This window comes from Kitasatospora terrestris, from assembly GCF_039542905.1.
Classification (GTDB): Bacteria; Actinomycetota; Actinomycetes; order Streptomycetales; family Streptomycetaceae; genus Kitasatospora; species Kitasatospora terrestris.
Genome location: NZ_BAABIS010000001.1, coordinates 6,054,816 through 6,079,532 on the forward strand (window position 1 = coordinate 6,054,816; position 24,717 = coordinate 6,079,532).

20 protein-coding genes and 1 pseudogene are annotated in these 24,717 nt (G+C 69.3%); 6 read left to right on the top strand and 15 right to left on the bottom strand.

What is annotated here, in order from left to right; translation table 11 throughout:
- Positions 1-541: 541 nt before the first annotated feature.
- Positions 542-970, top strand: coding sequence for a hypothetical protein (locus ABEB06_RS27785; protein WP_345699626.1), 429 nt, complete (start codon positions 542-544; stop codon positions 968-970).
- A gap of 353 nt (positions 971-1,323) precedes the next feature.
- Here ABEB06_RS27785 and ABEB06_RS27790 read toward each other — a convergent pair whose 3' ends face one another.
- Positions 1,324-1,641, bottom strand: coding sequence for a hypothetical protein (locus ABEB06_RS27790; RefSeq protein ID WP_345699627.1), 318 nt, complete (start codon positions 1,639-1,641; stop codon positions 1,324-1,326).
- 425 nt (positions 1,642-2,066) lie between these two features.
- On the bottom strand, positions 2,067-3,494 hold the full coding sequence (locus ABEB06_RS27795; protein WP_345699628.1) for a hypothetical protein: 1,428 nt from the start codon (positions 3,492-3,494) through the stop codon (positions 2,067-2,069).
- A 638-nt stretch (positions 3,495-4,132) separates the two neighbouring features.
- On the opposite strand from ABEB06_RS27795, the gene ABEB06_RS27800 reads away from it, so the two are divergent.
- On the top strand, positions 4,133-4,360 hold the full coding sequence (locus ABEB06_RS27800; protein ID WP_345699629.1) for a hypothetical protein: 228 nt from the start codon (positions 4,133-4,135) through the stop codon (positions 4,358-4,360).
- Between the two features lie 358 nt (positions 4,361-4,718).
- On the opposite strand, the gene ABEB06_RS27805 is transcribed toward ABEB06_RS27800, so the two are convergent.
- The 10 genes and pseudogenes from ABEB06_RS27805 to ABEB06_RS27850 all read right to left on the bottom strand — a co-directional run.
- On the bottom strand, positions 4,719-5,912 hold the full coding sequence (locus ABEB06_RS27805; protein ID WP_345699630.1) for an HNH endonuclease: 1,194 nt from the start codon (positions 5,910-5,912) through the stop codon (positions 4,719-4,721).
- A gap of 366 nt (positions 5,913-6,278) precedes the next feature.
- The gene (locus tag ABEB06_RS27810) at positions 6,279-6,557 is read right to left on the bottom strand and encodes a tyrosine-type recombinase/integrase (RefSeq protein WP_425559706.1); all 279 of its coding nucleotides are present in this window, start codon (positions 6,555-6,557) and stop codon (positions 6,279-6,281) included.
- 219 nt (positions 6,558-6,776) lie between these two features.
- Positions 6,777-7,769: an SIS domain-containing protein gene (locus ABEB06_RS27815; RefSeq protein WP_345699631.1), complete on the bottom strand. Its 993-nt coding sequence runs from the start codon at positions 7,767-7,769 to the stop codon at positions 6,777-6,779.
- 4 nt (positions 7,770-7,773) lie between these two features.
- Positions 7,774-8,586: a class I SAM-dependent methyltransferase gene (locus tag ABEB06_RS27820; protein ID WP_345699632.1), complete on the bottom strand. Its 813-nt coding sequence runs from the start codon at positions 8,584-8,586 to the stop codon at positions 7,774-7,776.
- 34 nt (positions 8,587-8,620) lie between these two features.
- Positions 8,621-9,088 (bottom strand): DUF4178 domain-containing protein, encoded by a 468-nt coding sequence (locus ABEB06_RS27825; protein ID WP_345699633.1) that lies wholly within the window; start codon positions 9,086-9,088, stop codon positions 8,621-8,623.
- A complete protein-coding gene (locus ABEB06_RS27830) occupies positions 9,088-10,215 on the bottom strand; it encodes a hypothetical protein (RefSeq protein WP_345699634.1) in 1,128 nt (375 codons plus the stop codon). Before ABEB06_RS27830 ends, ABEB06_RS27825 begins: the two co-directional genes overlap by 1 nt.
- Positions 10,146-11,225 carry an FAD-dependent oxidoreductase gene (locus tag ABEB06_RS27835; RefSeq protein ID WP_345699635.1) on the bottom strand — a complete coding sequence of 360 codons (1,080 nt, stop codon included), beginning with the start codon at positions 11,223-11,225 and terminating at the stop codon, positions 10,146-10,148. Before ABEB06_RS27835 ends, ABEB06_RS27830 begins: the two co-directional genes overlap by 70 nt.
- Before the next feature lie 13 nt (positions 11,226-11,238).
- Positions 11,239-12,849, bottom strand: coding sequence for a methionine--tRNA ligase (locus ABEB06_RS27840; protein WP_345699636.1), 1,611 nt, complete (start codon positions 12,847-12,849; stop codon positions 11,239-11,241).
- 14 nt (positions 12,850-12,863) lie between these two features.
- Positions 12,864-13,214, bottom strand: a complete 351-nt coding sequence (locus ABEB06_RS27845) for a cupin domain-containing protein (RefSeq protein WP_345699637.1) — start codon at positions 13,212-13,214, stop codon at positions 12,864-12,866.
- 670 nt (positions 13,215-13,884) lie between these two features.
- Positions 13,885-14,037 (bottom strand): annotated as a pseudogene (locus tag ABEB06_RS27850) (IS5/IS1182 family transposase); the annotation flags it as partial.
- 536 nt (positions 14,038-14,573) lie between these two features.
- Here ABEB06_RS27850 and ABEB06_RS27860 point away from each other — a divergent pair.
- The gene (locus ABEB06_RS27860) at positions 14,574-14,990 is read left to right on the top strand and encodes an NUDIX hydrolase (protein ID WP_345702012.1); all 417 of its coding nucleotides are present in this window, start codon (positions 14,574-14,576) and stop codon (positions 14,988-14,990) included.
- Here ABEB06_RS27860 and ABEB06_RS27865 read toward each other — a convergent pair.
- On the bottom strand, positions 14,978-15,541 hold the full coding sequence (locus ABEB06_RS27865) for an HD domain-containing protein (RefSeq protein WP_345699638.1): 564 nt from the start codon (positions 15,539-15,541) through the stop codon (positions 14,978-14,980). The genes ABEB06_RS27860 and ABEB06_RS27865 overlap by 13 nt on opposite strands.
- 102 nt (positions 15,542-15,643) lie before the next feature.
- The gene (locus ABEB06_RS27870) at positions 15,644-16,312 is read right to left on the bottom strand and encodes a DUF1963 domain-containing protein (protein ID WP_345699639.1); all 669 of its coding nucleotides are present in this window, start codon (positions 16,310-16,312) and stop codon (positions 15,644-15,646) included.
- 343 nt (positions 16,313-16,655) lie between these two features.
- Here ABEB06_RS27870 and ABEB06_RS27875 point away from each other — a divergent pair, with 343 nt between their 5' ends.
- Positions 16,656-20,954, top strand: a complete 4,299-nt coding sequence (locus tag ABEB06_RS27875) for a discoidin domain-containing protein (protein ID WP_345699640.1) — start codon at positions 16,656-16,658, stop codon at positions 20,952-20,954.
- Between the two features lie 65 nt (positions 20,955-21,019).
- Here the strand turns inward: ABEB06_RS27875 and ABEB06_RS27880 are convergent, their stop codons facing one another.
- Complete coding sequence (locus ABEB06_RS27880; RefSeq protein ID WP_345699641.1) at positions 21,020-22,039, bottom strand: LacI family DNA-binding transcriptional regulator; 1,020 nt, start codon at positions 22,037-22,039, stop codon at positions 21,020-21,022.
- 234 nt (positions 22,040-22,273) lie between these two features.
- On the opposite strand from ABEB06_RS27880, the gene ABEB06_RS27885 reads away from it, so the two are divergent.
- Positions 22,274-23,698 carry an extracellular solute-binding protein gene (locus ABEB06_RS27885; protein WP_345699642.1) on the top strand — a complete coding sequence of 475 codons (1,425 nt, stop codon included), beginning with the start codon at positions 22,274-22,276 and terminating at the stop codon, positions 23,696-23,698.
- Between the two features lie 73 nt (positions 23,699-23,771).
- Positions 23,772-24,716 (top strand): carbohydrate ABC transporter permease, encoded by a 945-nt coding sequence (locus ABEB06_RS27890; RefSeq protein WP_345699643.1) that lies wholly within the window; start codon positions 23,772-23,774, stop codon positions 24,714-24,716.
- The last annotated feature ends 1 nt before the right edge of the window (position 24,717 follow it).

The following is a 24,717-nucleotide window of genomic DNA, read 5'->3' on the forward strand; positions in this document are numbered from 1 at the left end:
TCGTTCCGAGAATCCGCGACCTGCGCGGGCGACAGGGGTGCAAGGGGCTTCCTGAGGCCGTGTGCACCGGGGCGTTCCAACGCAGGCGGGCCAGGAAGCAGCTCCCTACAGTCATCCGATGCCCCGCGTCTACGGTCAGCGGCTGCCGGGACTCTCATCGGTGGTTGGGCAACTGTGGGTGCCCAGCAGGCACCCTGCCGTGGCGATTACCATCACGGCCATGTAGAGAGCCGGTGCGCTGGCGGCGCCGACTGCCTTCCAGCGCATCGCTGATGCGCCAAGGGGAGGTTGGCGCCGGGGTAGGCGCCCGCCCGTGGATCTGCGGGATTCGTGATCCTCGGCATCGGCCTGCTGGCAGTCGCTGTTGGCCTCAGCTCGGCTGGTCAGCCGGCAGCCGCCTCGATGGATGGTGACGCGCCCGCGAAGTAGGAGCGGGCCGCCGCGGGGGGCGACGGCGGGTCGCTGGTCTGTGGTGGGCCTTGCATGGGGGTTGTGGGTGGCGGGAGGATGCCGCGGTTGCCCGTGAGATCAGGAGCCCGTTGTGCGCAAGCTTGCTGCCGCCATAACCGCGATCGTCGCCTTGGCGGTGATGGGTGTGCTGTGGATGCTGCCGGTGACGGTCAGTGTCTTGGGGACCACCGGAACGTGTGGTCCGGCAATTGCGGCGGCAATTTCAGATCCGACGTCGTACGGGACTGACAAGCTCGATCGGGATCTTCAGCAGCTCTGTTGGGGACAGGGGCTGCCGCTGAGCGTGGCTGGCGGAATCGTCGGCGCCGCAGGCCTCATGGTGTCGGTGGCCCTTCTGGCGATCAATCCTCGGAAGTGGCCAGCGGCTGCTGCAGCGCTTCGGCATGACCTCTCGATGATTCATCCGAGGGATCATCAGTCGCAGTGTCCGACATGCCGGGTTCCGTTCCCGTGCCCGTCCGCACAGGTGTTGTTGGCGTCCGATCGTCCGGGACAGTGAGAATCTCGAGACTCGCTGAATCTCAGGCGGCCTGCCGCCCGACGACGCGGCCGGTGCGGGCCCGGGTGCGCTTCTCGGCGGGGGGATGGTGGGCTGGCGGTAGTGCGGTCGGCCGCGCTCGTCGAGGCCATCGGGCGCGATGATCCCGGGCCGGTGACAGGAACGGATGGTGATCAGGCTGACGCTGCAGAGCTCAACCGCCTCGGGCCCGGTCATCAGTTCATCCATCGCGGCCTCCTCGGGAACGGCGAAGGACCCGACCGTTTGGCCGGGCCCTTCTGGAAGTTGGCGCATGTGTCATGCCGGCAACAGCGTTGCACGATCAGCCGATCACGTGCAAGCAGGGACGCCGGTCAGGCCTCGGGGCTGGCCATGATGGCGCGCTGGAGGTCCCCTCGGAGGACGACGGCAGCAGCATCGTGGCCCGGGTAGTAGGTCTGGGGTGTAGCGGTTTCGGGGAACTCACGGAAGAACTGACGATCCAGTTCGGCGCGCGCGTCATCGAGGGCGTTGACCGCGGCAGTGAGCCTGCGGGCGGCGGCACCGTTGGGTCCTGTGCGGGCGTAGGCGCTCGCTACCTGGACGCCACGGGCGAGGAGCTCGTTGCGGATGCCGGCGAGGACGGCGCCGAGTTCTTGGTGCTCGCCTGGGTTGAGCGGCTTCTTGGGCATGGAGGCCATCGTGGCGCGCTTCTGCCGGGTGGTCCGGTGCGACGCGGCCTGATGCACTCGTTCGTGGTTCCTGTCGCCGGGCGGCTGGGGGCTCGGTCACGATTCGGGGACGTCGCCCGCTGATCCGGTGCCGGGCTGGGAGGCTTCCTGCCAGGAATCGCGAGCCGACAACACTTGTCCCAACGCACCAGCCCGTGAGATCTCAAACGCGGTCTGACGGAATGTAGTTCGGCGTGGCCAGTTTTCCAGACCTGCGACTTACTCCCGGTCAGGTCGCTCGTCCCGTCCGGCTCCACGGCCTGGCTGAACCATCCGATGGTTCAGCCAGGCCGCACCTCGCGTGCCCACGGGACAAGCGCGATTCGATTCCGTGCGAATTCAGGCTAAATCGCCCTACTGGGTGGTGGTTAGACGTTCACGGATAATCATCGCAACTTGGATGCCGATAGCTTCGGTCGCGCGTCGATAAAGATTGGCTTGATCTCGACATTGTACTTCTTTGATGTTTCGTCCGCAAGCAGTCGAACTTCACCCATGAACTTCGGGTCGAAATGCTTGTTCTCGAATCCGATGCACACAAATAGTGCGTGCCTAATCTCCTCGGACTTGAGGTACTGGACGGTTTGCTTGGTCAAGCCGTGCCAAAACCCTGAATTGTTTGCCAGCTTCATTTCTATCAGGGCGCGAGAGGACCAGTTCTGGACGAACTTGAAGTCGACAGGTCCGCGCCCAGCGTTGGACTCTGAAGTCAGATCAATCTGATGCGCCCGGCAATACTGGGCGGCGGTAAACCTGAAGAGTGACTGGCACGCGCTTTCGGGGCGGAACTTCTCCTTATCCCATAGTAGTCGCCATCCATCGGAGTTCTCAATGCCGTGGCCGTATGCCTCGACCAGCGCTTCGATGAAGCGCTGGAATTCATCAGGTTGAGTTGGCGTAAAAGAAAGTGGATTTTCCCGCGCAAGCGAAGTGCCGAGCTCGTAGGTGCTGGTTCTCAGGAGCGGGTCATTCTCGATATCGTAGGGTGTCTTCTCGCGCGACTCACATACGCGCATGAAGTCCTTGACCAGCTTGGGATTCTGGCGCGCCATCTGGGCCTTGAGGGCGGCCGACACCTTCGTTGCCAGGTCGTAGTTGAAGTTGGCGCGCAGGGTCTCCGGATCTTCCCGCCATGCCCAGTCCCAAAACTCGTCGGCGCCAACCGTGAGGAGCTCACGAAGAAACCGCGCAGGTGAAAGTAGGACGCCGGACCCCGTGTAGGGGTTGCGCGGCAAGTCGACAATTGCGTCGCGCCATCGTGACGTTGAGTTATCCCATGAAGAATGGCGTACTCGAACCTTCTCCATTGGGACTGAGTGGCGAGCTGCTACTTTCTGAGTGTACCTAATGAAGTAAGATTTCAGAATGTTGCAGACCATGTCGCTGATGCGATCGAGGCCCATGCCTTCCTGGAAGAGCACAAGCTCCTCGATGTGGCCGACCGATTCGATATCGTAATTCACTGCAACCTTTGCGCTCGCTAGCATGGGAACTTGGAGTCCCTTGCCCGCGCCGGAGCCCCGTGGGCTCCCTTCGGTCACTCCCAAGCAGAATTCGTCCGGTTCGGGAAACAGGAGGAGTGACTTGGCTTTTCCCCATGACGAGGACCTCTCATTGCCCTTCGCGGCCTTCACTAGGGCCAGCACCATGGCAAAGAAGTCGATCATGTCATCGTGGGCGTGTGCCCAGAACTCTTCCCCATCGTCATAAATAAGGAAGGGGTCAATGCAGAGGTTGGTATCTGCAAGGAGCAAAGGGTCGAACCAGTCGTCCTCATCTGTGCGAACGATGCCGAACGTTTCACTGAACCGCACGTACCCTCCCCGTGGCGCTGTCGGCCGATCACACGTGATGATCCCATGTGTCCTGCGTAGGGTCACTAGTGCCGTCACGTGCGGTCATCTGCAGGTGGGACTGTAGCTGGCGAGACTGACACTGCGACAAATCCGAATATGGGTTCGATTTGAAGGTATTTGGCGAACCTGGATGATTGTTCAGTGTCAAGCCAGGGCGGTAAGTGGGTCTTCTGCCTGTCATTGATCGTCCCTACCGATCTTGCCTGGTGAGGTGGCACTTGGCAGCGGGCTTGCCGGCGCCGCACAGCGGGAACCGCTGAAGACCAGATCAGGACCGCACGGTGTGGGTGGAGTCGAACTGTGCCAGCTCGGCGGAACGCGCACTTGTCCGGTAATCAGTGGTTGACCTGCGGAAAGCGGTTGATTCCGCGATCTTGGGGTCAAGAGGTGAAGTGCAAACGGCGGTGAACTCAGCCTGCCAGCTGTCCAGGGCCTCGGGGTATTGGGAGTGGCTCGTGGTGGTGCCACACCAAGGATCGGTCTCGTTGTTGCAGTTCTGCCGATCCCCACTCCAGTCGAACGATGCCGCTGTGGTACGCGCATGCGTAGGCGACCAGGATGAGCTTCGTGTCTGGGGACAGCTTGGAGAGATCGCCGTGAACTTCGTCCTCGGGCGCTTCGAAGGCTGGTCCGAGGTCGAGTTCGCCTTGCCGCGGGTCGGGCCCATGACGGCGGATCAGGTCGGCACGAAGACCGGATGTCCGTCGGAGCTTCGCGGTGCTCACCGGCGTGTCTCTCTTTGCGTACCGGATCGGGTAGAGGACGTGCCCGGCTACCACCATGACGGTGCGGGCCTGGAGCCGGACGGCATCCGCACCAGGTAGGTCGGCAAGTCCCATGGCCAGCTGCTCAAACTGTGCCGCGTAGAGCCCGTGCCCGTACGCTTCGAGGGTTTGCGTTTGAGCGCCCTCGTGGGCGTCTCGTGCTCGCGCGTGAGCACGAGCCAGGCACTCTGGCACCAGGTCCATGAGCCGGGGGGCGAGCGCCCCGAACGCTTCCTCAGCCCACGGCGTCACTCGACCCTCTGCTGCCATCGGTCCCCCCGCGCTTCCAGTGCCAAGACCTGTCGCTTCGAAGATCAGACGACCGGTTCGGTATCACAAGGGCGCGCGGGGGGATCGAGGGGTGCACGGCTGGGCGCGTCGGCGAACGCGAGGTGTCCTCAGGGCGTGGAGGCGGGAGTCAGTGGCCGCCGGGCGGTACAACATCCGCGGGATCGATCTTGTTCTTCTCGAGCCACTTTGTGTAGCGCCATTCCAGCGCGCTCTCGTGCGGGAGCTTGGGCAGTGCCAGTCGGGGAGTGGTGATTCCGAGCTCCTCCAGCGTCGGGCCCTGAGGGCGGACCATCACGTGGAGGGTGGTCGGGTGGACGGCGAAGAGGTGGGCGTCGAACGCGCGGTGGAGGGCTGCGTTCATGGGGAGGCCGTTGCGGGGGTCGGAGCTGCCGTTCTCGGCGTCGGGCCGGAGATGGGCGGCTTCGATCATTTGGGGGACCGCAACACCGGACAGCGGGCATCGGGGACCGTACCGCTGGAAGACCTCGATTTTGAAGCGGGCCTGGTCGGGCCGGCTAACGACGGTTCCCGTGCGTTGACGGCGCCGGCTGCCCTCTAACTGGAAGGCGTGGTCCTCTGAGTGGTCCTTGTCGAGGATCTGCTCCGGTGCTCGCTCGCCGAACGTGATGAAGAAGAGCTTGCTCTCGTCCTCCCAACCTGCGACCCAACCGAGCCGTACCGAGCGCAGTGGACCGTGCTCCGAGATGAGGAAGACGGGCAGCTGGTGGGCGGCCGTCTCCTTGGTGGCGTCGATCTCGGCGATGTCCTGGCCGGCCCGCTTGGTCTCGGGGTAGTGGTAGAGCGCCCCTTCGTCGTCCACCTCGTCGGGGTAGTCGACGCCCGTGTGCTTGAGTCCCACGGCCAGGCCGACGGGGCTCAGCTTCTCGGTGCGGGCCTTGTCGACCCAGATGCCCTGTTGGCTGCCGTAGGCGTTCACTGCGCGCAGGTCGCCGGGGGAGAGCAGCCCGTCGGCGTTCTGCCGGGCGCAGAGGTTCTTCCAGATGGTGAAGCGCCAGGCCCGCTCCTCCTCGATGGTGGAGGGTATGCCGGACAGGACGGTGAAGCCGAGACGCCGCAGGACGGCGTTGGTGCTCGCCTCTCCGCCGTGGAAGTCGTTGTAGGCCAGGGACTTCCCGTGTTGGTAGCCGTGGGCAACTCCCGCGATCGCCTTGGGGTCGTAGAGGCAGTCGGCGTGTTGGAGGTAGTAGCGGGTGGAGGACCTGAAGCCGTGGGTCTCGAGGAAGCTCTTCTGCCCTACATCGTCGAACTCCCTGAGCGCGCTCAGGACCGCATCTACATCCGTCAGGTCTCGGATCCCCACGTCTCTCCTCATGCTGGTACCTGCCATGAGCATAAGGTCCATGGGCGCCAACCAAGTTGGTGTGTCTCTGCCCTGATCGGTGCGTGGCTCCAATGGCATTTGCAGTCCCAGTACCTTGCCGTGGCTGACATCCGCAGCTGACATCAACAGGCCAGAACAGCGACGCATCGGCTGGGACGAAGCGCCGCGGGCGACGAGCATGTGGATCGGTTCACCATGCCGAGTGGCCGAGCTGGTGCCGCGCTGATGCGCCTGGGGGTCAAGGGGTCGCAGGTTCAAATCCTGTCGTCCCGACAGTGATGTCGGAGCCCCGCTGACTGGACAGAAGTCCAGGCCAGCGGGGCTTTTGCCGTTTCTGTGGTCGGGTCAGCGAACAAGCCGCAGACGCCGACCGGAAGGGTCCTGCGGGACCACGGCGGGACCGGGGGCCTGCCGCGGCCCGCTGAGGTGGGCGCTCAGCGCCTCGCCGGCCAGCTCGATCGAGCGGCGGTCCGGGTGTAGATACCGCTGGGTGGTCGTCAGCGATCCGTGACCAGCGATCTTCCGCAGGACGTGCAGTGGCACGCCCGCGTCCGCCATCCACGTGAGCCCGGTATGGCGGAGGTCGGGGCGCCGTAGGTGCTCCAAGCCCAGCTCCATCACCACCTCGTCCCAGTGAGTGGCGTCCCGCAGGACCGCGGTCGTGATCCGGCCGTCCCGGGGAACCCTGACGCGCCGATCAGCCCGTTGTTCCCGTTCAGCAACGAGCGCACCGCCGAGCGGATCAAGGGCGCGGCCACGCCGCAGGAGTGGTTCGAGCAGCGGATGGCCGACGTCTTCTCCTCAGCGGGGTGTCCCCGGGCCGGGCCCGGAAACACCGGTGGGTCACGGCGCGCCGATGCCCCACAGCTCGGTCTTGGCCCAGGCGCCGACGATCGCCACGTCCGGGTTCTGGTGGCGCAGTTCGGCCCAGTGGCCGGCCAGCAGCTGGAGCCGGACGGTCAGCGGGAGCTGGGCCAGCACCGGGGGCAGTTCGGCGGCCGCGCCGGTGGCGGAGAGGGTGCCGACGGTGATGCCCTCCGCGGCGGCGGCCGCGCCGAGGGCGGCGGTCAGGCCGTCCTGGTCGGCCCCGGGCTCCAACAGCAGCAGGCCGTCGGCGGCACCGAACGGCACGGCCGAGCCGTGCAGGTAGAGCTCCGACTCGTAGCCCTCGGCGAGGATGCGGGCGGCCTCGCGGACCTTCAGCGCGCCCTCCCGGGCGGTGACGCCCCAGGGCCCGGCGCCGATCACGGCCAGCGCCCGGGCGGGCAGGGCGACGGCATCCAGGCCCGGGTCCTGGCCGGCCTCGCGGATCGCCTCGGCAGCGCGGTGCAGCTGCTCGGGGCCGTAACTCTCGGCGCCCAGGCGGTGGGCGAGCCCGGCGAGCACGGTGAGGGCGGCGGTGTAGCTGACGGTGTAGGTCTCGGACTGCTCCTTGGCCACTGTCTCGACCGCCTCCGGCCAGTCGCCGGTGCCGACGCCGGTGATCGAGACCGTGGGCACGCCTGCCGCGAGCGCCTGCTCGCGGCAGCGCAGCGCGAAGGCCGTCTCGGCCGTGTGGGTGATCACCACGACGGCGTCGCCGGAGCGCAGCGGCGCGCCCCATCGGGCGAACTGGGCGGCGGAGGACCAGCGGGCGTCCACCCCGGCGTGACCGAGCATCATGGCGCCGAGCTCGGCGGCGTGCTGGCTGGTGCCGGTGCCGAGCAGCAGCACCCGGCGGGCGCCGGCCAGCCGCTCGGCGGCCTGCGCGAGGTCGGCCTCGGCCAGGCGGTCGACGGCCTCCGCCTGGGCGTGGATCATGCGGTGGAGGGCGGTCTCCTGGAAGGTGCGGGGCATGGGGTCACTCCTCTCCGGCCGGGCGGGTGGCCGTGCAGATCAGGTGCGGTGAGTGGATGTGGAACGGGCTGAGGTCGTAGTCCCCGTGCAGCCCGTCCGGGGTCAGGCCTGCTCGGGTGAGCAGGGCGGTGAGCTCGTGGGCGCTGTAGACGCGGTAGTCGGCGGTGACAGTGCGCCGGACGGTGCCCGAGGCGGGGTCGAAAGCCTGGATGTTCCAGGCGATCCGGCTGGTCAGCGCGTCGAACCGCTCCTCGTACAGGTACGTCGTCCCGGTGCTGGAGTCGAAGTTGCGGACCACGAACTCCTCCGGCGCGGTGCCGAAGGACTCGCCGCTCTGGGTGAGGAACCAGTCCCGGTTCATCACGTCGATCAGGAGCCGCCCGCCCGGGGAAAGGCGGTCGCGGACCTCGCGCAGGACGGCGAGGTTCTCCTCCTCGGTGTGGAAGAAGCCGAAGCTGGTGTGCAGGCTCACCACGGCGTCGAAGGAGCCCTCGGGGAGGGCGCTCAGGTCGCGCATGTCGGCCCGCACGAAGGAGACCCGTTGCCCGGCGCGCTCGGCCCGCTCGCGGCCCTGTGCGAGGTACGGCTCCATCAGGTCCACGCCGGTGACCCGGAAACCCGCCGCGCCGAGCGGCACGCTGTGGCGGCCGGTGCCGCAGGCCAGGTCGAGCAGGGTGGCGCCGGGTTTCAGGTCGAGCGCGCTGGTGACGCAGCGCACCATCGCCTCGGCGGTGGCCGCGTCGCGCAGCTCCAGGTCGGAGCCGGTGTAGACGTCGGTGAAGAAGGTGCTCCACCACTCGGTGGGACGGTCGGTCACGGGTATCTGGTCCGTTCTGTGGTACGAGGGAGGTTCAGGCGGGCGGCCGGGCCTCGACGCCGAGGAGGCCGGGGGAGCCGGGGGCGTCGTGGCCCGCCGGGCCGAAGTACTCCAGGCTGGCCCGGAGCCCGGGGCCGGTGTAGTCGACGTAGTGCAGCCGGCCGGTGCCGGCGCGCAGGCCGGGCAGGCCGCCGAACTCGCCGACTGCCCGGTAGTCGCCGTGGCCGCGCTCGACCACGGCGAGCAACTGGCCGTCCAGGGTGGGGAGATCGGGGTCGAAGCCGGCCGCCTCGGCGGTGGTGCGGTGCCAGTACGAGCTGCGTTCGGTGCCGTCCGGCAAGGCCTCGACCGCCAGCCAGAGTGTCGTGCCGGTCCCGGCGGCCTCGCCGGTCAGCAGGTACTCCGCCCAGCGCTGGGTGGCGCTGCCGACCTGGACGGCGCCCCGGACGCTCAGCCCGCCCGGCAGGGTGTCACCCGGGCGCAGGTCCATCAGCCCGGTCATCAGAACTCCCGCCGGCTGTTCGGCCGGGGCTCCGGCCGCCAGGGTGCGTCGTGCAGCTGCTCCGGCCCGATGGGTAGACCGGCCATCAGGGCGGCGTTGTGGTAAGCCGGATTCTCCTCGGCGGTGAAGTAGTCGAGCATCATGGTCCACTCGCCCGGGGCCGGCCCGGTGGCGGGTGGCGGGTAGGGTGTCGGGTCTGCGTAGTACGAGGAGACGGTGACGTCGATGTGGTAGAGCGAGCCGTACCGCTCGGGGTCGGCGTCGGATGGCAGGTGGCCCGGCCGGGGTGGTCGGCGCAGACCGTAACCGGCCGGGCAGTCGCCGCCCAGGTGCCAGGTGCTGCTGTGACCGGTCGGGTGCCCGATGCCGCCGTTGCCGACCGAACGCAGCGCCGTGCCATGGGAGTTGCGGACGGCTTCGGCGTGGGTTCGGAACCGGCCGGCATCGTGCGCGACCTGGGTGTGGTGGCCCACGGCGTTGATGTTGAGCAGCATGCCGCCCGGCACCCGGTGGTCGTGCGCCCGGGTGAGGTGGGCACCGGTGAAGAACACCGTCATGCTGGCCGCGAACAGCTCCAGGCGCCCGTCGGGACGGCGCAGCGGCACGCCGTCCAAGCAGATGGTGTCGGCTGCGATCGGCGCCCACTCCGGCAGGTGCAGCCCGACCAGCAGTCGGAACACCTCCACCAGCTCCGGCCCCGGCCGGGCGTGGGCCAGCCGGGCGCTGTTGAACATCACCTGCAGACTGCTGGTGCGGCCCGCCACGGCGCGCGACTTCCAGCGCTCGCGGGCCTGTTGGAGCAGCTTCTCGACATGGTCGGCGCCGAGTGCCAGATCCTCCTCGTCCACCCAGCAGATGTCGAGCGCCGGGTCCGCGTCCGGCCGGGCGGCCACCTTGGCGAAGACGCACGGCTGGTGGCTGCCGAACCATCGGCGCAGCTCTGCCTCCTTCTCCTCCTTGGAGGCCGTCGCCGACAGCAGCACGGTGTGGGCCTCGTCGATGTCGGCGCCGAAGCTGCGCTCCGGAGCACCCGGGACGAGCCGGTCCAGGGCCGCCGTCAGCGGGTCGTCGCCGGGCGCAGCCGCCACCGCGGGTGCGGCGAGGTCGTGCCCTCCAGTACGTCGCATACGTAACTCCCCCATGCGGGCGCGTTCTTGAAGCCGTGGCCGGAGTCGCCCCCTACCAGCCAGACGGTCGGGGCGGCCGGGTGCCGCCCCAGGACGAACTCCTCGTCCTCGGTGGTCGTGTAGGTACAGGTCTCGGCGGCGAGCACCGGCGCCCCGGCCAGCGCCGGGAACCGTCGCTGCAGGTAGGCCCGGGCGGGCTGCGGCAGTTCGGGCGGCGAGGCGGGCAACACACCGGGCGGCGCCTCGACGTCGGGGACGACCTTGACCCCGGCGCTGCTCAACGCCCCTATGCCGTACATGGCGCGGCCCAGGTCGAGCCAGGCCGGTGCCCCGGGCCCGCAGGGCAGCGCGGGCGAGTCCAGGTAGTAGCTCACCTGGCCCGCCGGCCGCCCGCAGGCCAGCTCAGGGAAGAGCCCGGGCAGGGCGGCGCCGACCGCCCAGACCACCAGGTCGGCCCGGTGCTCGGCGCCGTCCACCAGCACCCCCGCCCCGGCCGGCCGGGCCTCGCCGCGCACGAACGCGCAGCCGTGCGCCCGGCAGGAGGCGGCCAGCGCCCGGACGGCCCGGCGGGCGCGCAGCACGCCCGCCTCTGGCTCGTACAGCGCGAACTCCAGTCCCTCGGTGCCCACGGCGGGGAAGCGCCGGGCCACTTCCCTGGGCGACAGCCGCTCAGCCGGGACGCCGAGGCCACGCAGCGCGGCCAGCGACCGTTCCTCCCAGCCGGTGGCCGTCCCCCGCGAGGCGAAGCTGAGCACCCCGGACGGGACCAGCAACTGCTGCCCGCTCTCGCGCTCCAACTCCCGCCAGCGGCCCAGCGACCGCCAGGTGAGCTCCGCGTACCGGCTCCGCGCCCCGTAGGCGCAGCGCAGGATGCGGGACTCGGCCGCCGAAGGTCCCTGCTCGCCGGGCTGGTTGGGGTCGGCAACGGTCACCCGGTGCCCTCGGAGGGCGAGTTCACGGGCGACCGAGAGGCCGACCACCCCCGCCCCGACGACGAGCGCGGTGCTCAACGGAGCCGGCCGCTCACCGGTCCATCACCTTGGCCTCCAGATCGGCGGGCTGGGGGCCGAAGAAGGTGATCCCCGCCTCCGCCGCGCCCTCGGCCGCGAGCGGGCCGACGCCCGTCCAGCGGACCGGCCCGGTGTGGCCCAGCGCCCGCCAGAGCCGCTCGGCGAACTCCGGCATGACGGGGTAGGCGAGCTGGGCGAGCAGCTGCGCGGCCGTCGCCTCCACCGCAAGCGTCGCGGCGTCCTCGGGGTGCCCGGCCGCGAACCCGGCGGTGCTGCGGACCAGGTCGCAGAGCGCCTGGGCGGCGGTGCGCGGCGAGAAGCTCCCGGCCAGGTACGCGCCGTGGCCGCGGGCGGCGAGGCGGGCCAGCTCGGCCAGCTGCGTGCGGTGCCCGTCGGTCAGGCCGGTGAGCTCGGTGGCGGCGCCGGCCGCCAGGCGGTCGAGCACCGAGGCCAGCCAGGGCTGCCAGCGCCCGGCCAACTCGCCGTCCGCCAGAGCGTGGAAGCGCTGCCAGGTGAAGTTGGTCCGCTCGTCCTCGGGCCGGTCCAGGGCCAGCACGAAGCGCACGGTGTCGGCGGGCACGTGGGCCAGCAGGTCGGTGGCCCAGATCGCGTGCCGGCGGCTGGTGGAGAACTTCGCCGCGTCGAGCTCGTAGAACTCGTTGGTCAGCAGCGCGTCCGGCAGCCGCAACGCCTCGTCGCAGGCCATCAGCAGGGCGGGGATCAGCGCGGCGTGGAAGTAGCTGTTGTCGAAGCCGAAGAACTGCACGACCTCGGCGCTGTCCCACACCTGCCGGGGGTCGGTGGCGTCGCCCCGGCGGCTGAGCGCCTCGGCCACCGCGTTGAGGTAGCCTGGCGCCATCTCGGCCCAGACGTAGACCCGCTGGTCCTCGAAGCCCGCTACCGGCACCGGCAGACCCCAGCCGGTGGGGTGACTGAGCGGGATGTCCGGCAGCCCGGCCGCGGTCAGCTCCAGGCAGAAGGCGCGGAGCCGCGGGCTCATCACCGTCCGGCGGTGGTACTCGGCGAGCCGCTCGGTGTACCGGCTGAGCGGGAAGACCAGGCGCTGGTAGGAGCGCAGCACGGGGGCCCGGTCGCAGCTGGTGCAGCGGGGGTCGGCCAGGTCGGTGCAGACGTTGGGCCAGGCGCAGACCTCGCAGGAGCTGCCGTCGGTGGCCACACCGCAGTGCGGGCAGCCGCCCCGGACGTACGCCTCGAAGAGGTAGCGCTCGCAGCCCTCGCAGTAGAGGCAGTCCTCGGTGCGGCGCTCCAGCCGGCCCTGCCGCTCCAGCGCGAGCACGAAGTCGCGGACGGCCTCCTGGTGGCCCGTCGAGTGCTGGGGGCGGACGTAGGAGTCGACAGCGAAGCCGATCGAGTCGAAGATGGCGGCGATCTCGTCGGCGAAGTCCTGGGCCATCGCCAGGGGTTCGTGGCCCAGGGTGCGGGCTTTGGCCGGCACGTAGCTCTGGTGGACGTCCGAGCCGGTCGCGTACAGGGCGCCCTCGGCGCGCAGGTGGCAGGCGCGGGTGTAGACGTCGGCGCCGGAGTACGGGCCGGCCAGGTGCCCCAGGTGGAGGTCGCCGTTCGGGGTCGGCGGTGCGGCGGTGACTATGCTGAACACGGGCATCGCGGGTGGGCTCCTCAGAGGCTGACGGGTCCGTGGCTCTCCGGCCAGTAGATGGAGAGGAAGACCAGCCGCTGGTCGCTGCTGGCGTTCGTCACCTGGTGGCGGCTGCCGCCGGGGATGAACACGGACAGGTCGGGGTGGACGGGCGCGCGCTCCTCGCCGATGGTGATCTCGCCGCTGCCCTCAAGGAAGACGAAGACCTCGTTCTCCTCGTGCTGGTGCGGCTCGGTCGCCCCGCCGGGCTCGACCACGGCCCTGCCGAACCCCCAGGGGGCCAAGTCCTCCCCGCCGTGCGGGTAGAGCTGCTGGTAGCGGATGCCGTATGCGTCGGTCAGTTCGTGCTCGGTCATCGGACGGATCAGCATGGACCCACCTTCCCCCGGCGAATTCGAGGCAATGCGGCTCAGGCGCGATTCCCCCGTCAACCCCGTTCGTCATCGATGGTTGGCGGAGTGATCATCGTCTCGGCTGTGAAGCACTGTCAAGGGGCGTCAGGCGTACCGATGTTGGCTCGGCCGAGTGGTTGGCAACCTGTCAGTCCCGGGCTGATGCGGCCTGCACATTGCCCCCTTGCGGGAATGTGTGAATTCCCGGTCGGATGCGAATTCGCGGTTCCGGGCCCGGCCGCCGATCCATCGCCCGGAGACCTGCTGGGCTTTGGCAGTCGGTTGCCGAGGATGGTTGGCCCATTGGCGCGTCAGCTGGCGGTCGCTGCCGGTGGACGAGGGTGGTGTGAGTTCGACGGTGGCGAGGTGCCACCAGACGATCCGGTCGAGATCGAGGTGTTCCGCGACCGGGAGGGCGGCTTCGAGGTCGTGTCCCGCGTGGTGGTGGAACCTCCGTGTGCTGACGTTCCGGCGGAGCGAGGTTCCTGGACCGGGGCTCGCGGGGCGACCCGCTGCCGTTCTCGGCGCAGGTGGCGGCGGGGGGGAACGTCCCGTCGATCAAGGGCTCGCAAGGGCCGGACAGCGGCTGTCGAGTCGCTGACCATGGCCTACTCCAAGATCGCTGCTACACCACTCGGCGGGACGCCATCCCCGAGGGCGCCACGAACACGATCGCGGTCAGCACCTCACGGTCCCCGTGCCGCCGACGGCCACCGCCCTGCGGCCGGGTCGGCGCCGGCGGCACCACCCGCTGGAACAACTCCCGCAACTCGTCCGGCACCAGGCGCTCCACGATCGTCACGTGAACAGCCCATAAGCCCAAATGAGATGACTTCTTACGCCAACCGGGCGAGTGTGCCCAGGGAGATGTGGCTGTCGCTGCTGCAGGAGGCCGAAACGCAGATCGACGTGCTCGTGCTCTCCGGGACGTTCTTCGCCCAGACCAATCCGCATGTCGCCGGAATGCTCGCAGAACGGGCCGCGGCCGGCGTTCGCGTACGTCTCCGCTTCGGAGATCCGATGGGCCGGGCCGCCGCCGTCCGGGGTCGCGAGGAGGGCATCGGCGACAGCCGCGCCGCGAAGATCCGCGCCTCGCTCACCTACTACCGGAGCCTGTCGGCCGAGGTCGGCTGCGAAGTGCGCCTCCACGACACCACGCTCCACAACTCGCTGTTCCGGTACGACGGTGAACTCCTGGTCAATCCCCACGTGTGGGGTCAGCCCGCGAGTGCGAACCCTCTGTTACACCTCAAGCGAATCAACTCCACGGACTGGTTCGACAACTACGCTCGGAGCTTCGAAGCCGTCTGGGTCAACGCAAGGCCCTGGACCCCGAACCTGAGGGGAACAGCACGCACGGGCAGGACTGAGTACCTCAACGACCCCGACGCCCCGAAGGCCGACACCCTTGTCTTCGCCAGCAACCTGCTCGTGGTTGACGACGACAGCGCCATCTTGCTCCAACGCCGTCGCGACACCGGCCTGGAGGAGACGGGCGTCGTCGCGGTGGTGACCGGCTTCCTGGGCGTCTACACCAATCCGAACCACATCGTCGCCTACACCGACGGCGAGATCCGCCAGCAGTACGAGAACGCCTACATCGGCCGTCCCGTGGGTGGCGAGCCCACCATCAACGACGAGGCCGACGGCGTCCGCTGGGTCCTGTCCGTGGACCTCGACCAGTACGACATCCACCCCGGCATGCGTCAGCAGATCGGCGACTACCTCGCTGGCACCTACCCCTACCTCGGCTGAGTAGCCGGCGTCGCCTCCACTCGCGCCACCGCCGCCAAGACCTCCGGTGTCGACCGGCGGATGAACCGCCCCACCACGCTGTCCGCCCCGTGGCGGCTGACGATCTCCGCCACCCGTTCCGCGGCAGTCGTGCTGGCCCCGCCGGGTGTCGTCGTCATGTCGCAGAAGACCAGCGCGTCCACCAGTCGCTGGTCCTCCAGCGGCGGGAACTCTGCCTCCAGCGCACCACGAAGCCCGCGCTCCTCCGCCTCCAGCAGTGCGAACGAGTGGTTCGCCACCAACCGTGTCAGCCGGTGGTCCGCGCCATGGACGTCACGGAGTAACCGGGCGCCGTCGAGCGGGTGGAATCCGGTAGTCACCAGCCGGGGCGCGTATCCGATGTCGTGCAGCACGGCTGCCGCGCGAAGTAGGCCGGCATCATCGCCGAGCACGCTCGCGAGGCCTCCTGCACGTGCCGCCACACCTCGCGAATGTGCCCACCGTTGCGGCAGGAAGCCGCTGAGCTCGGCCTCAGCCGTCTGGACGGCCCATCGCACCAGCTCGTCATCCATGTCCGAATGCTTGCCCTCACGGAGCCGGCGGCAGTTCTCCTCCGGAGGCCTCCTCGGGCCCTGCACCTTGGGGCACGCCATGTCCTGCCGGCAGTGCGGCGGTCAGCACTGCCAGAGGAAGCGGGCTCGGGCGCAGGGCTCGCAGGCGAAGGCGTAGGCCTTGCCGCGGCCGCCGAAGTTCATGCCGGTGGTGTGGGTGCAACCTTCTTCGAGCTGGGTGACCAGGGTCATCGCCTCGGTGCAGGTCGGGCAGGCGGGGGTTTCGTCGTACTGGAGCCAGGTGGGGTGGCCGCCGAGTTGGCCGAGGATCTCCATGGGGGAGCGGCTGGTGTGGGTTGTCCGCCATTCCTTGTGTGCCTGGTCGTAGTCCGCGGGGGTCGGGGGCTCGAAGGTGACGGCGCTGACCTCGCCGAGGAGGACGGTGTCCTCGTCCTCGTTCTCGGTGTCGAGGGTGGGGACGGGGATGGGCTGCAGGCCGGTGGTGGGGAAGATCAGCGCCTGGTTGCCGCCCGAGGTGGGGTTCCATTCGGCGCACATGCCCGGGTCGTTCTGGCACATGAAGAGGGCGAGGAGGCCGCGGCCTCCGGTGGCGCCCTGGCCGGCGTGGTGGCCGAGGTCGTCGAGGAGGACGTGGGCGAGGAACTGCATGGGACCGGTGCAGGTGGCGCAGTGGGGCCAGGCGGTGCCGGGCGGGGCGAGGGGGATGCCGCCGGTGCGGGTCTGGAGGGCGTCGGGGGCGGCGGCGCCTGCGTAGGTCATGAGGGTGGTCACGGTCGGCGAGTGTAGGGGAGGGCGCTGACGGTGACGGGGCGTCGGACCCGGCCGGGACGGGAGCGGGGGAACGCTGCGCGGGGCGGGGGCGGGGGAGGCGCCCGGCGGCGCGGGGTGGGGCTGCCGGCGACCCCGCAGGGGCTGGTGGGCCGGGTGGTTCGGGTGGTCGGGACGGGGTGGCTTCGTGTGCGGAGGGGTGTTCCGATCCGTTGACATGCTCGTCATGCCTCTGTAACCCTTGCCCAGCCGAGCGCAAAAGAGTGACAGAAGTTAGTCGCTTTCTCGACTCCCACTCCCCCCACCAGCTCAGAGACCCCCACCCACTCAGAGACAGAGGGATGTCATGAGATCACAACGCATCCTCCCGCGGCTGACGGCGTCGTCAGTCGCGGTGGGCATGCTCCTGCTCGCGGGGCCGCTGCTGCCGGCCCACGCCGCAGGCGGTCCGAACCTCGCCGCCGGCAAGCCGGTCACCGCGAGCAGCGTCAACGGCCAGTACGTGGTCGGGAACGTCAACGACGGCAACCAGTCGACCTATTGGGAGAGCGGCAACGGCGCGCTGCCCCAGTGGGTGCAGGTCGACCTGGGCAGCTCCGCGGCGATCGACCAGGTGGTGCTTAAGCTGCCCGGCAGTTGGGAGAGCCGCAGCGAGACGCTGACGGTGCTCGGCTCCACGGACGGCAGCAACTTCTCCACCGTGGTGGGCGCCACCGCCTACTCCTTCGACCCGGGTGCGGGCAACACCGTCCGGATCAACTTCGGCTCAACCAATGCGCGTTACGTGCGGATCCAGGTCGCCGCGAACAGCGTCTGGCCGGCCGCGCAGTTCTCCGAGTTCGAGGTGTACGGCGCGGCCAGCGCCTCGGCGAACCTGCTGCAGGGCCGCACCTTCACCGCGTCCAGCTCGAACGGGCAGTACACCCCGGGCAACGCGGCGGACGGCAGCCAGGCCAGCTACTGGGAGAGCAGTAACAACGCCTTCCCGCAGTGGGTGCAGGGCGACCTCGGCTCCGCGGTGCCGGTGAACAAGCTGGTGCTCAAGCTGCCCACCGGCTGGGAGCGGCGCGACGAGACGCTGAAGGTCCAGGGCTCCACCGACGGCACCAACTTCACCGACCTGGTGGCCTCGGCGGCGTACACCTTCGACCCGGCGGGCGGCAACGCGGTCACCGTCAACCTGCCGACCACCACGACCCGTTACCTGCGGCTGACCTTCACGGCCAACACCGCGTGGCCGGCCGCGCAGCTGGCGGAGTTCGAGGCGTACGGCCCGAACTCCGGCGACGTGCAGGCGCCGTCCGCGCCCGCCAACCTGGCGTACACCCAGCCGGCCTCCGGGCAGATCAAGCTGACCTGGGGCGCCTCGACCGACAACGTCGGGGTGGCGGGCTACGACGTGTACGCCGACGGGCAGCTGCTGACCAGTGTCGCCGGCAACGCGCTGACGTACACCGACAGCCGCGCCGACTCGGCGACGGTCTCGTACTACGTGAAGGCGAAGGACGCGGCGGGCAACCAGTCCGCGGCCAGCAACACGGTGACCCGCACCGGGCAGACCGGTGACACCCAGGACCCGTCGGCGCCGGCCGGCCTGGCGTTCACCCAGCCGGCCTCCGGCCAGATCAAGCTGACCTGGGGCGCGTCGAGCGACAACGTCGGGGTGACCGGGTACGACGTGTACGCCAACGGCGCGCTGCGCACCAGCGTGGCGGGCAACGTGCTGACGTACACCGACAGCCAGCCGGACACCGCGACCGTCTCGTACTACGTGAAGGCCAAGGACGCGGCGGGCAACCAGTCGGCCAGCAGCAACACCGTGGTGCGCACCGGCAGCGGCGGCGGCACCGGGACCAACCTGGCGGCGGGCAAGGCGATCACCGCCTCGTCCTCGGTGTTCACCTTCGTCGCGGGCAACGCCAACGACAACGACGTGACCACCTACTGGGAGGGTGCGGGCGGCTCCTACCCGAACTCCCTGACGGTGGCGCTGGGCGCCAACGCCGACACCAGCTCGGTGGTGCTGAAGCTCAACCCGGCCTCGGCGTGGTCGACCCGGACCGAGACCGTCGAGGTGCTGGGCCGCGAGCAGAGCAGCCAGAACTTCACCAGCCTGGTGGCGGCGAAGAGCTACACCTTCGACCCGGCGAGCGGCAACACGGTCACCATCCCGGTGAGCGCCCGGGTGGCCGACGTGCAGCTGAGGATCACCGCCAACTCGGGTGCCCCGGCGGGGCAGGTCGCCGAGTTCCAGGTGGTCGGCACCCCGGCGCCCAACCCGGACCTGGTGGTCACCGGCATCACCGGCTCCCCGGCGAGCCCGGTGGAGACCGACGCGGTCACGCTGTCCGCCACGGTGAAGAACGCCGGTACGGCGGCGGCCGGCGCGAGCGCGGTCGACCTCTTCCTGGGCTCCACCAAGGTCGGCACCGCGCAGGTCGGCGCGCTGGCGGCGGGCGCCTCGGCGACCGTCTCGGCGGCGATCGGCGCGCAGAACGCCGGAAGCTACCAGCTGTCCGCGAAGGCCGACGCGGCGGGCGCGGTGGTCGAGCAGGACGAGACCAACAACGGCTTCACCAGCCCGACCCCGCTGACCGTCTCCCCGGTGGCCAGCTCCGACCTGGTGGCCGCGCCGGTCGCCTGGTCGCCGTCGAACCCGGCGGTGGGCAGCGCGGTGAACTTCACCGTCGCGATCAAGAACCAGGGCACCGTCGCCTCGGCGGCCGGCAGCCACGCGGTCACCCTGACCGTCGCGGACGCCACCACCGGCGCCGTGGTGAAGACCCTGACCGGCTCGTACAGCGGTGCGATCGCCGCCGGCGCGACCACCTCGCCCGTCTCGCTGGGCAGCTGGACGGCGGCCAACGGCCGGTACACGGTGAAGACCGTGATCGCCAACGACAGCAACGAGCTGCCGGTCAAGCAGGGCAACAACACCAGCACCCAGCAGCTGTACGTGGGCCGCGGCGCGAACATGCCGTTCGACACCTACGAGGCCGAGGACGGCGTGCTGGCCGGCGGGGCGGCCGTGGTCGGCCCGAACCGGACCATCGGCGACGTGGCCGGCGAGGCCTCCGGCCGCAGGGCGGTGACCCTCAACCAGACCGGTTCGTCGGTGGAGTTCACCACCAAGGCGCCGACCAACACCCTGGTCACCCGGTTCTCCATCCCGGACGCGGCGGGCGGTGACGGCACCAACGCCACCCTGAACGTCTACGTGGACGGCAGCTTCCTCAAGTCGATCGACCTGACCTCGAAGTACGCCTGGCTGTACGGCAACGAGACCTCGCCCGGCAACGCGCCGAGCGCGGGCAGCCCGCGGCACGTCTACGACGAGGCCAACGTGCTGCTCGGGGTGAACGTCCCGGCCGGCCACAAGATCAAGCTGCAGAAGGACTCGGCCAACACCAGCCAGTACGCGATCGACTTCGTCAGCCTGGAGCAGGCCACCCAGGTCGCCAACCCGGACCCGGCGAAGTACGTCGTGCCGACCGGCTTCACCCACCAGGACGTGCAGAACGCCCTGGACAAGGTCCGGATGGACACCACCGGCACGCTGGTGGGCGTCTACCTCCCCGCGGGCGACTACCAGACCGCGAACAAGTTCCAGGTGTACGGCAAGGCCGTCAAGGTGATCGGCGCCGGCCCGTGGTTCACCCGGTTCTACGCGCCGACCGGCCAGTCCAACACCGACGTCGGCTTCCGGGCCGAGGCCACCGCCAACGGCTCGACCTTCGCCGGGTTCGCCTACTTCGGCAACTACACCTCGCGGATCGACGGCCCGGGCAAGGTCTTCGACTTCGCCAACGTCGCGAACATCACGATCGACAACATCTGGACCGAGCACATGGTCTGCATGTACTGGGGTGCCAACACGGACTCCATGAGGATCACCAACTCGCGGATCCGCGACACCTTCGCCGACGGCATCAACATGACCAACGGCTCGACCGACAACCTGGTCTCCAACAACGAGGCCCGGGCGACCGGTGACGACTCCTTCGCGCTGTTCTCCGCGATCGACGCCGGCGGCGCCGACGAGAAGAACAACGTCTTCGAGAACCTCACCTCGATCCTGACCTGGCGCGCGGCCGGCATCGCGGTCTACGGCGGCTACGCCAACACCTTCCGCAACATCTACATCGCGGACACCCTCTGCTACTCGGGCATCACGATCTCCTCGCTGGACTTCGGCTACCCGATGAACGGCTTCGGCGCCTCGCCGACGACCGACCTGCAGAACATCTCGATCGTGCGGGGCGGCGGCCACTTCTGGGGGGCGCAGGTCTTCCCGGCGATCTGGGTCTTCTCGGCCTCCAAGGTGTTCCAGGGCATCCGGGTGAGCGACGTGGACATCGTGGACCCGACGTACAGCGGCATCATGTTCCAGACCAACTACAGCGGCGGCCAGCCGCAGAACCCGGTCACGGACACGGTGTTCACCAACGTCTCGATCACCGGTGCCCGCAGGAGCGGCGACGCCTTCGACGCCAAGTCCGGCTACGGCATCTGGGCCAACGAGATGCCCGAGGCGGGGCAGGGCCCGGCGGTCGGCTCGGTCACCTTCAACCACCTCACCCTGAGCAACAACTTCAAGGACATCCAGAACACCACCTCCACCTTCAAGATCACCGTCAACCCGTAACCGGGGAACGGGAGAGGGCGGGCGCCCCGGGCGCCCGCCCTCTTCGTCGTCCCTCCGAAGAGCTCCTACGCGGCGGGCCGGTGCCGGGCCGGGCCGGTGGAGCCGCGGACGACCAGCTCGGGCTCGAACAGCAGCTCCCCGGGGGCGATCGCGGCGCCGTCGATCTGGCCGACCAGCAGCTCGACCGCGGCCCGGCCGAGCGACTCGATCGGCTGCCGGACGGTGGTCAGCGGCGGCTGGGTGCAGTTGATGAACGCCGAGTCGTCGAAGCCGATCACCGAGAGGTCCCCGGGGACGTCCAGGCCGGCCCGTCGGGCGGCCCGGACGACGCCGAGGGCGAACGGGTCGCTGGCGCAGACGACGCCGGTGACGCCGGCCTCCAGGAGGCGCCCTGCGGCCGCGTGGCCGCCCTCCAGGCCGAACAGGGCGCGCGCTATCCACTCGGGGCGCGGTTCGCGGCCCTGGAGGGCGTACTGGTGGACGTAGGAGGCGAGCTTGCGGCGGGAGGGCACGTGGCCCTCCGGGCCGACCACCAGGCCGATCCGCTCGTGCCCGAGCGCGGTCAGGTGGGCGAAGGCCTGGGCCACCGCGACGGTGTCGTCGGTGGAGACCTGGGGGAAGCCGAGCCGCTCCACGGCGGCGTTCAGCAGCACCACCGGGACGCCGCGCTCGCGCAGCTGCGCGAAGTGCTCGTGGGAGGCGTCCGCCTCGGCGCAGTGCCCGCCGGCGAAGACCACCCCGGAGACCCGCTGTTCGAGCAGCATGCTGACGTGCCCGGCCTCGCCGAGGCCGCCCGCGGTGCGGGTGCACAGCAGCGGCGTGAAGCCGCGCTGGGCGAGCGCGCCGCCGACCACCTCGGCCAGCGCCGGGAAGATCGGGTTCTGCAGCTCGGGCAGGACCAGGCCGATCAGTCGGGCGCGTTCGCCGCGCAGCTGGGTGGGCCGTTCGTAGCCCAGCACGTCGAGTGCGGTGAGCACCGCGTTGCGGGTGGCTGCGGAGACCCCCGGCCGGCCGTTGAGGACCCGGCTGACGGTGGCCTCGCTGACTCCGACTTTCTGCGCCACCACGGAGAGTCTGCTCTTCATGCGCAAAAGTAGAACAGTATTTGGCAAGAACCTGCAAGGTGGTCCGCAAGGGCCCAGGATCGCCGTTCGGATGCGGCGCAAGGCCCCAGAAGGGGTCGAGGGCCCCCCGATGCACAGTCGTAACTTTTCAGTCTGTCGTCAACCTCTTGCAATCACTGGTTCAAGGACCTACGTTCCTCACACGTCGGCTTTCGCCCGGCCTCACCGAAACCTCTTCCCACCCATGGGGTACGCATGAAGCTGAACAGATCGAGCAGGATGGCCGCCGTCGCTCTCGCGGCAGGGCTGCTGCTGACCACCGCCGCCTGCTCCAGCGGCTCCTCCGGCAGCGGCGACGCCGCCGGCGGCACGGCGGACGGCAAGCCGCTCGACCCGAACGCGACCGTCACCATCTCCATCGACTGCGCTCCGGGTGCGGACCAGGCGGCGGGCAAGGCGAACTACGCCGACGACCTGGCGCTCTTCAAGACCAAGTACCCGAACGTCACCATCAACGCGAAGCCGTACGTCGGCCAGTGCGAGGTGCCGGCCCAGCAGACCGCGCAGTACAAGGCGCACGACGAGACCGGCGCCTTCCACGCCTACTTCACCGACCGCGACGCCACGCTGAACTCCGGCGACGCCCAGGACATCACCGCCTACGTCAACGACCAGACGGTGCCCGGCTTCTCCTCCATGCTGCCGAGCGTCAAGCAGAACATGACGGTCGACGGCAAGGTCTACGCGCTGCCGATCAACTACTACAGCACCGGCCTGGTCTACAACCGCGACCTGTTCAAGCAGGCCGGCCTCGACCCGGACAACCCGCCGAAGACCTGGGACGAGGTCCAGGCCGCGGCCAAGAAGATCTCCGCCCTCGGCAACGGCATCTCCGGCTACGAGGACTACAGCGGCGGCAACACCGGCGGCTGGCACTTCACCTCCGAGCTCTACAGCCTCGGCGGCAAGATGGTCTCGCAGGACGGCAAGAAGGCCGCGTTCAACTCCGCCGAGGGCAAGCAGGTCCTCAAGCGCCTGCACGACATGCGCTTCACCGACCAGAGCATCAGCGCCACCCCGGTGACCGGCTGGGCCGACGCCTTCCCGCCGCTGGCCACCGGCAAGGTCGGCATGTTCCTCGGCGCGCCCGACGTCATCAAGCACCTGATCGAGGTGCTCGGCGCGGACGCCAAGGCCTACGGCCTCGGCCCGATGCCGGGCGCCACCGGCCCGGGCAACAGCCTCGGCGGCGGCGACCTGTACTACATCAAGAAGGGCCAGACCCCGAACCAGATCAAGGCCGAGATCGCCTGGATCAACTTCCAGTACCAGACCCCGGACTCCGGCCAGTTCAACTACGCCCGCGCCAAGACCCTGGCCGGCAGCAGCAAGGACCCGGTCGCGATCGCCGTCCCGCAGCCGTACTTCTGGAGCGCCGACTCGCCGCAGATCAAGGCGATCACCGAGTCGCTGAAGACTAACGGCAACCTGCCGCTGTCCAACTACGACCCCTACGTCAAGAACCCCACCACCACGCTGACCGAGCCCCCGGCGGCCCAGCAGCTGTACAAGATCCTCGACACCGCGATGTCGGCCGCGATGACCGACCCCAACGCGAACCTCGACACGGTGCTCGCCACCGCCGAGGCCCAGGCGAACCAGATCCTGGCCAACCAGTGACCCGCCGCCCGGCCGGACCGCACCTCCCCGCGGTCCGGCCGGCGGCCGGCACCCTGACGAGGAGCCACCTCCCATGACCACCACGCTGACCCGCGGCCCGGCCCGCGCCGAAGCGGCCCGCACCGGCAACCCGCCGCCGGGCGGGGCCTGGCGCCGCGCGCTGACGCGCAACCTGCGCGCCCACGCCTTCCTGATCGGCGCCCTGCTCTGCTTCGCGCTCTTCACCTGGTACCCGATGGTCCGTGAGATCGTCATGTCGTTCCAGAAGGTCCGCTACGGCGAGACCCACTGGGTCGGGTTCGACAACTTCCGCCAGATCTTCGCCGACCCGGAGTTCTGGCCGGCCTGGCAGCACACCCTCGAGTTCACCGGCATCGCCCTGTTCTTCGGCTTCGTGGCGCCGTTCGTCTCCGCGATCGTGATCAACGAGTTCCGGCACGCCCAGAGCTACCTGCGCATCCTGGTCTACCTGCCCGTGATGCTGCCGCCGGTCGCCGGCATCCTGCTCTTCAAGTACTTCATGGACCCCGGCTACGGCCTGTTCAACCAGATCCTCGAGGCGCTGCACCTGCCGACCTCGTCCTGGCTCGCCTCGCAGGACACCGCGATGCTCTCGCTGGTGATCGTCTCCACCTGGGCCAACATGGGCAGCGCCACCCTGGTCTACCTCGCCGCCCTGCAGAGCATCCCCGGCGAGCTCTACGAGGCCGCCGAGCTGGACGGCGCCGGACTGCTGCGCCGGATCTGGCACGTCACCGTGCCGCAGACCCGGCTGATCCTCTCGCTGATGCTGATGCTGCAGGTGGTCGCCACCATGCAGATGTTCACCGAGTCCTTCGTGCTCACCGGCGGCGGACCCCAGGGCTCGACCACCACCGTGGTCTACCTGCTCTACAACTACGCGTTCAGCTACGACAAGTTCAACACCGCGGCCGCACTGGGCGTCGTCCTGCTGCTGGTACTCGGCGCCTTCTCGGCCGTCTACCTCTGGCTGGAGCGCCGGGGCGGGGAGGAGTGAC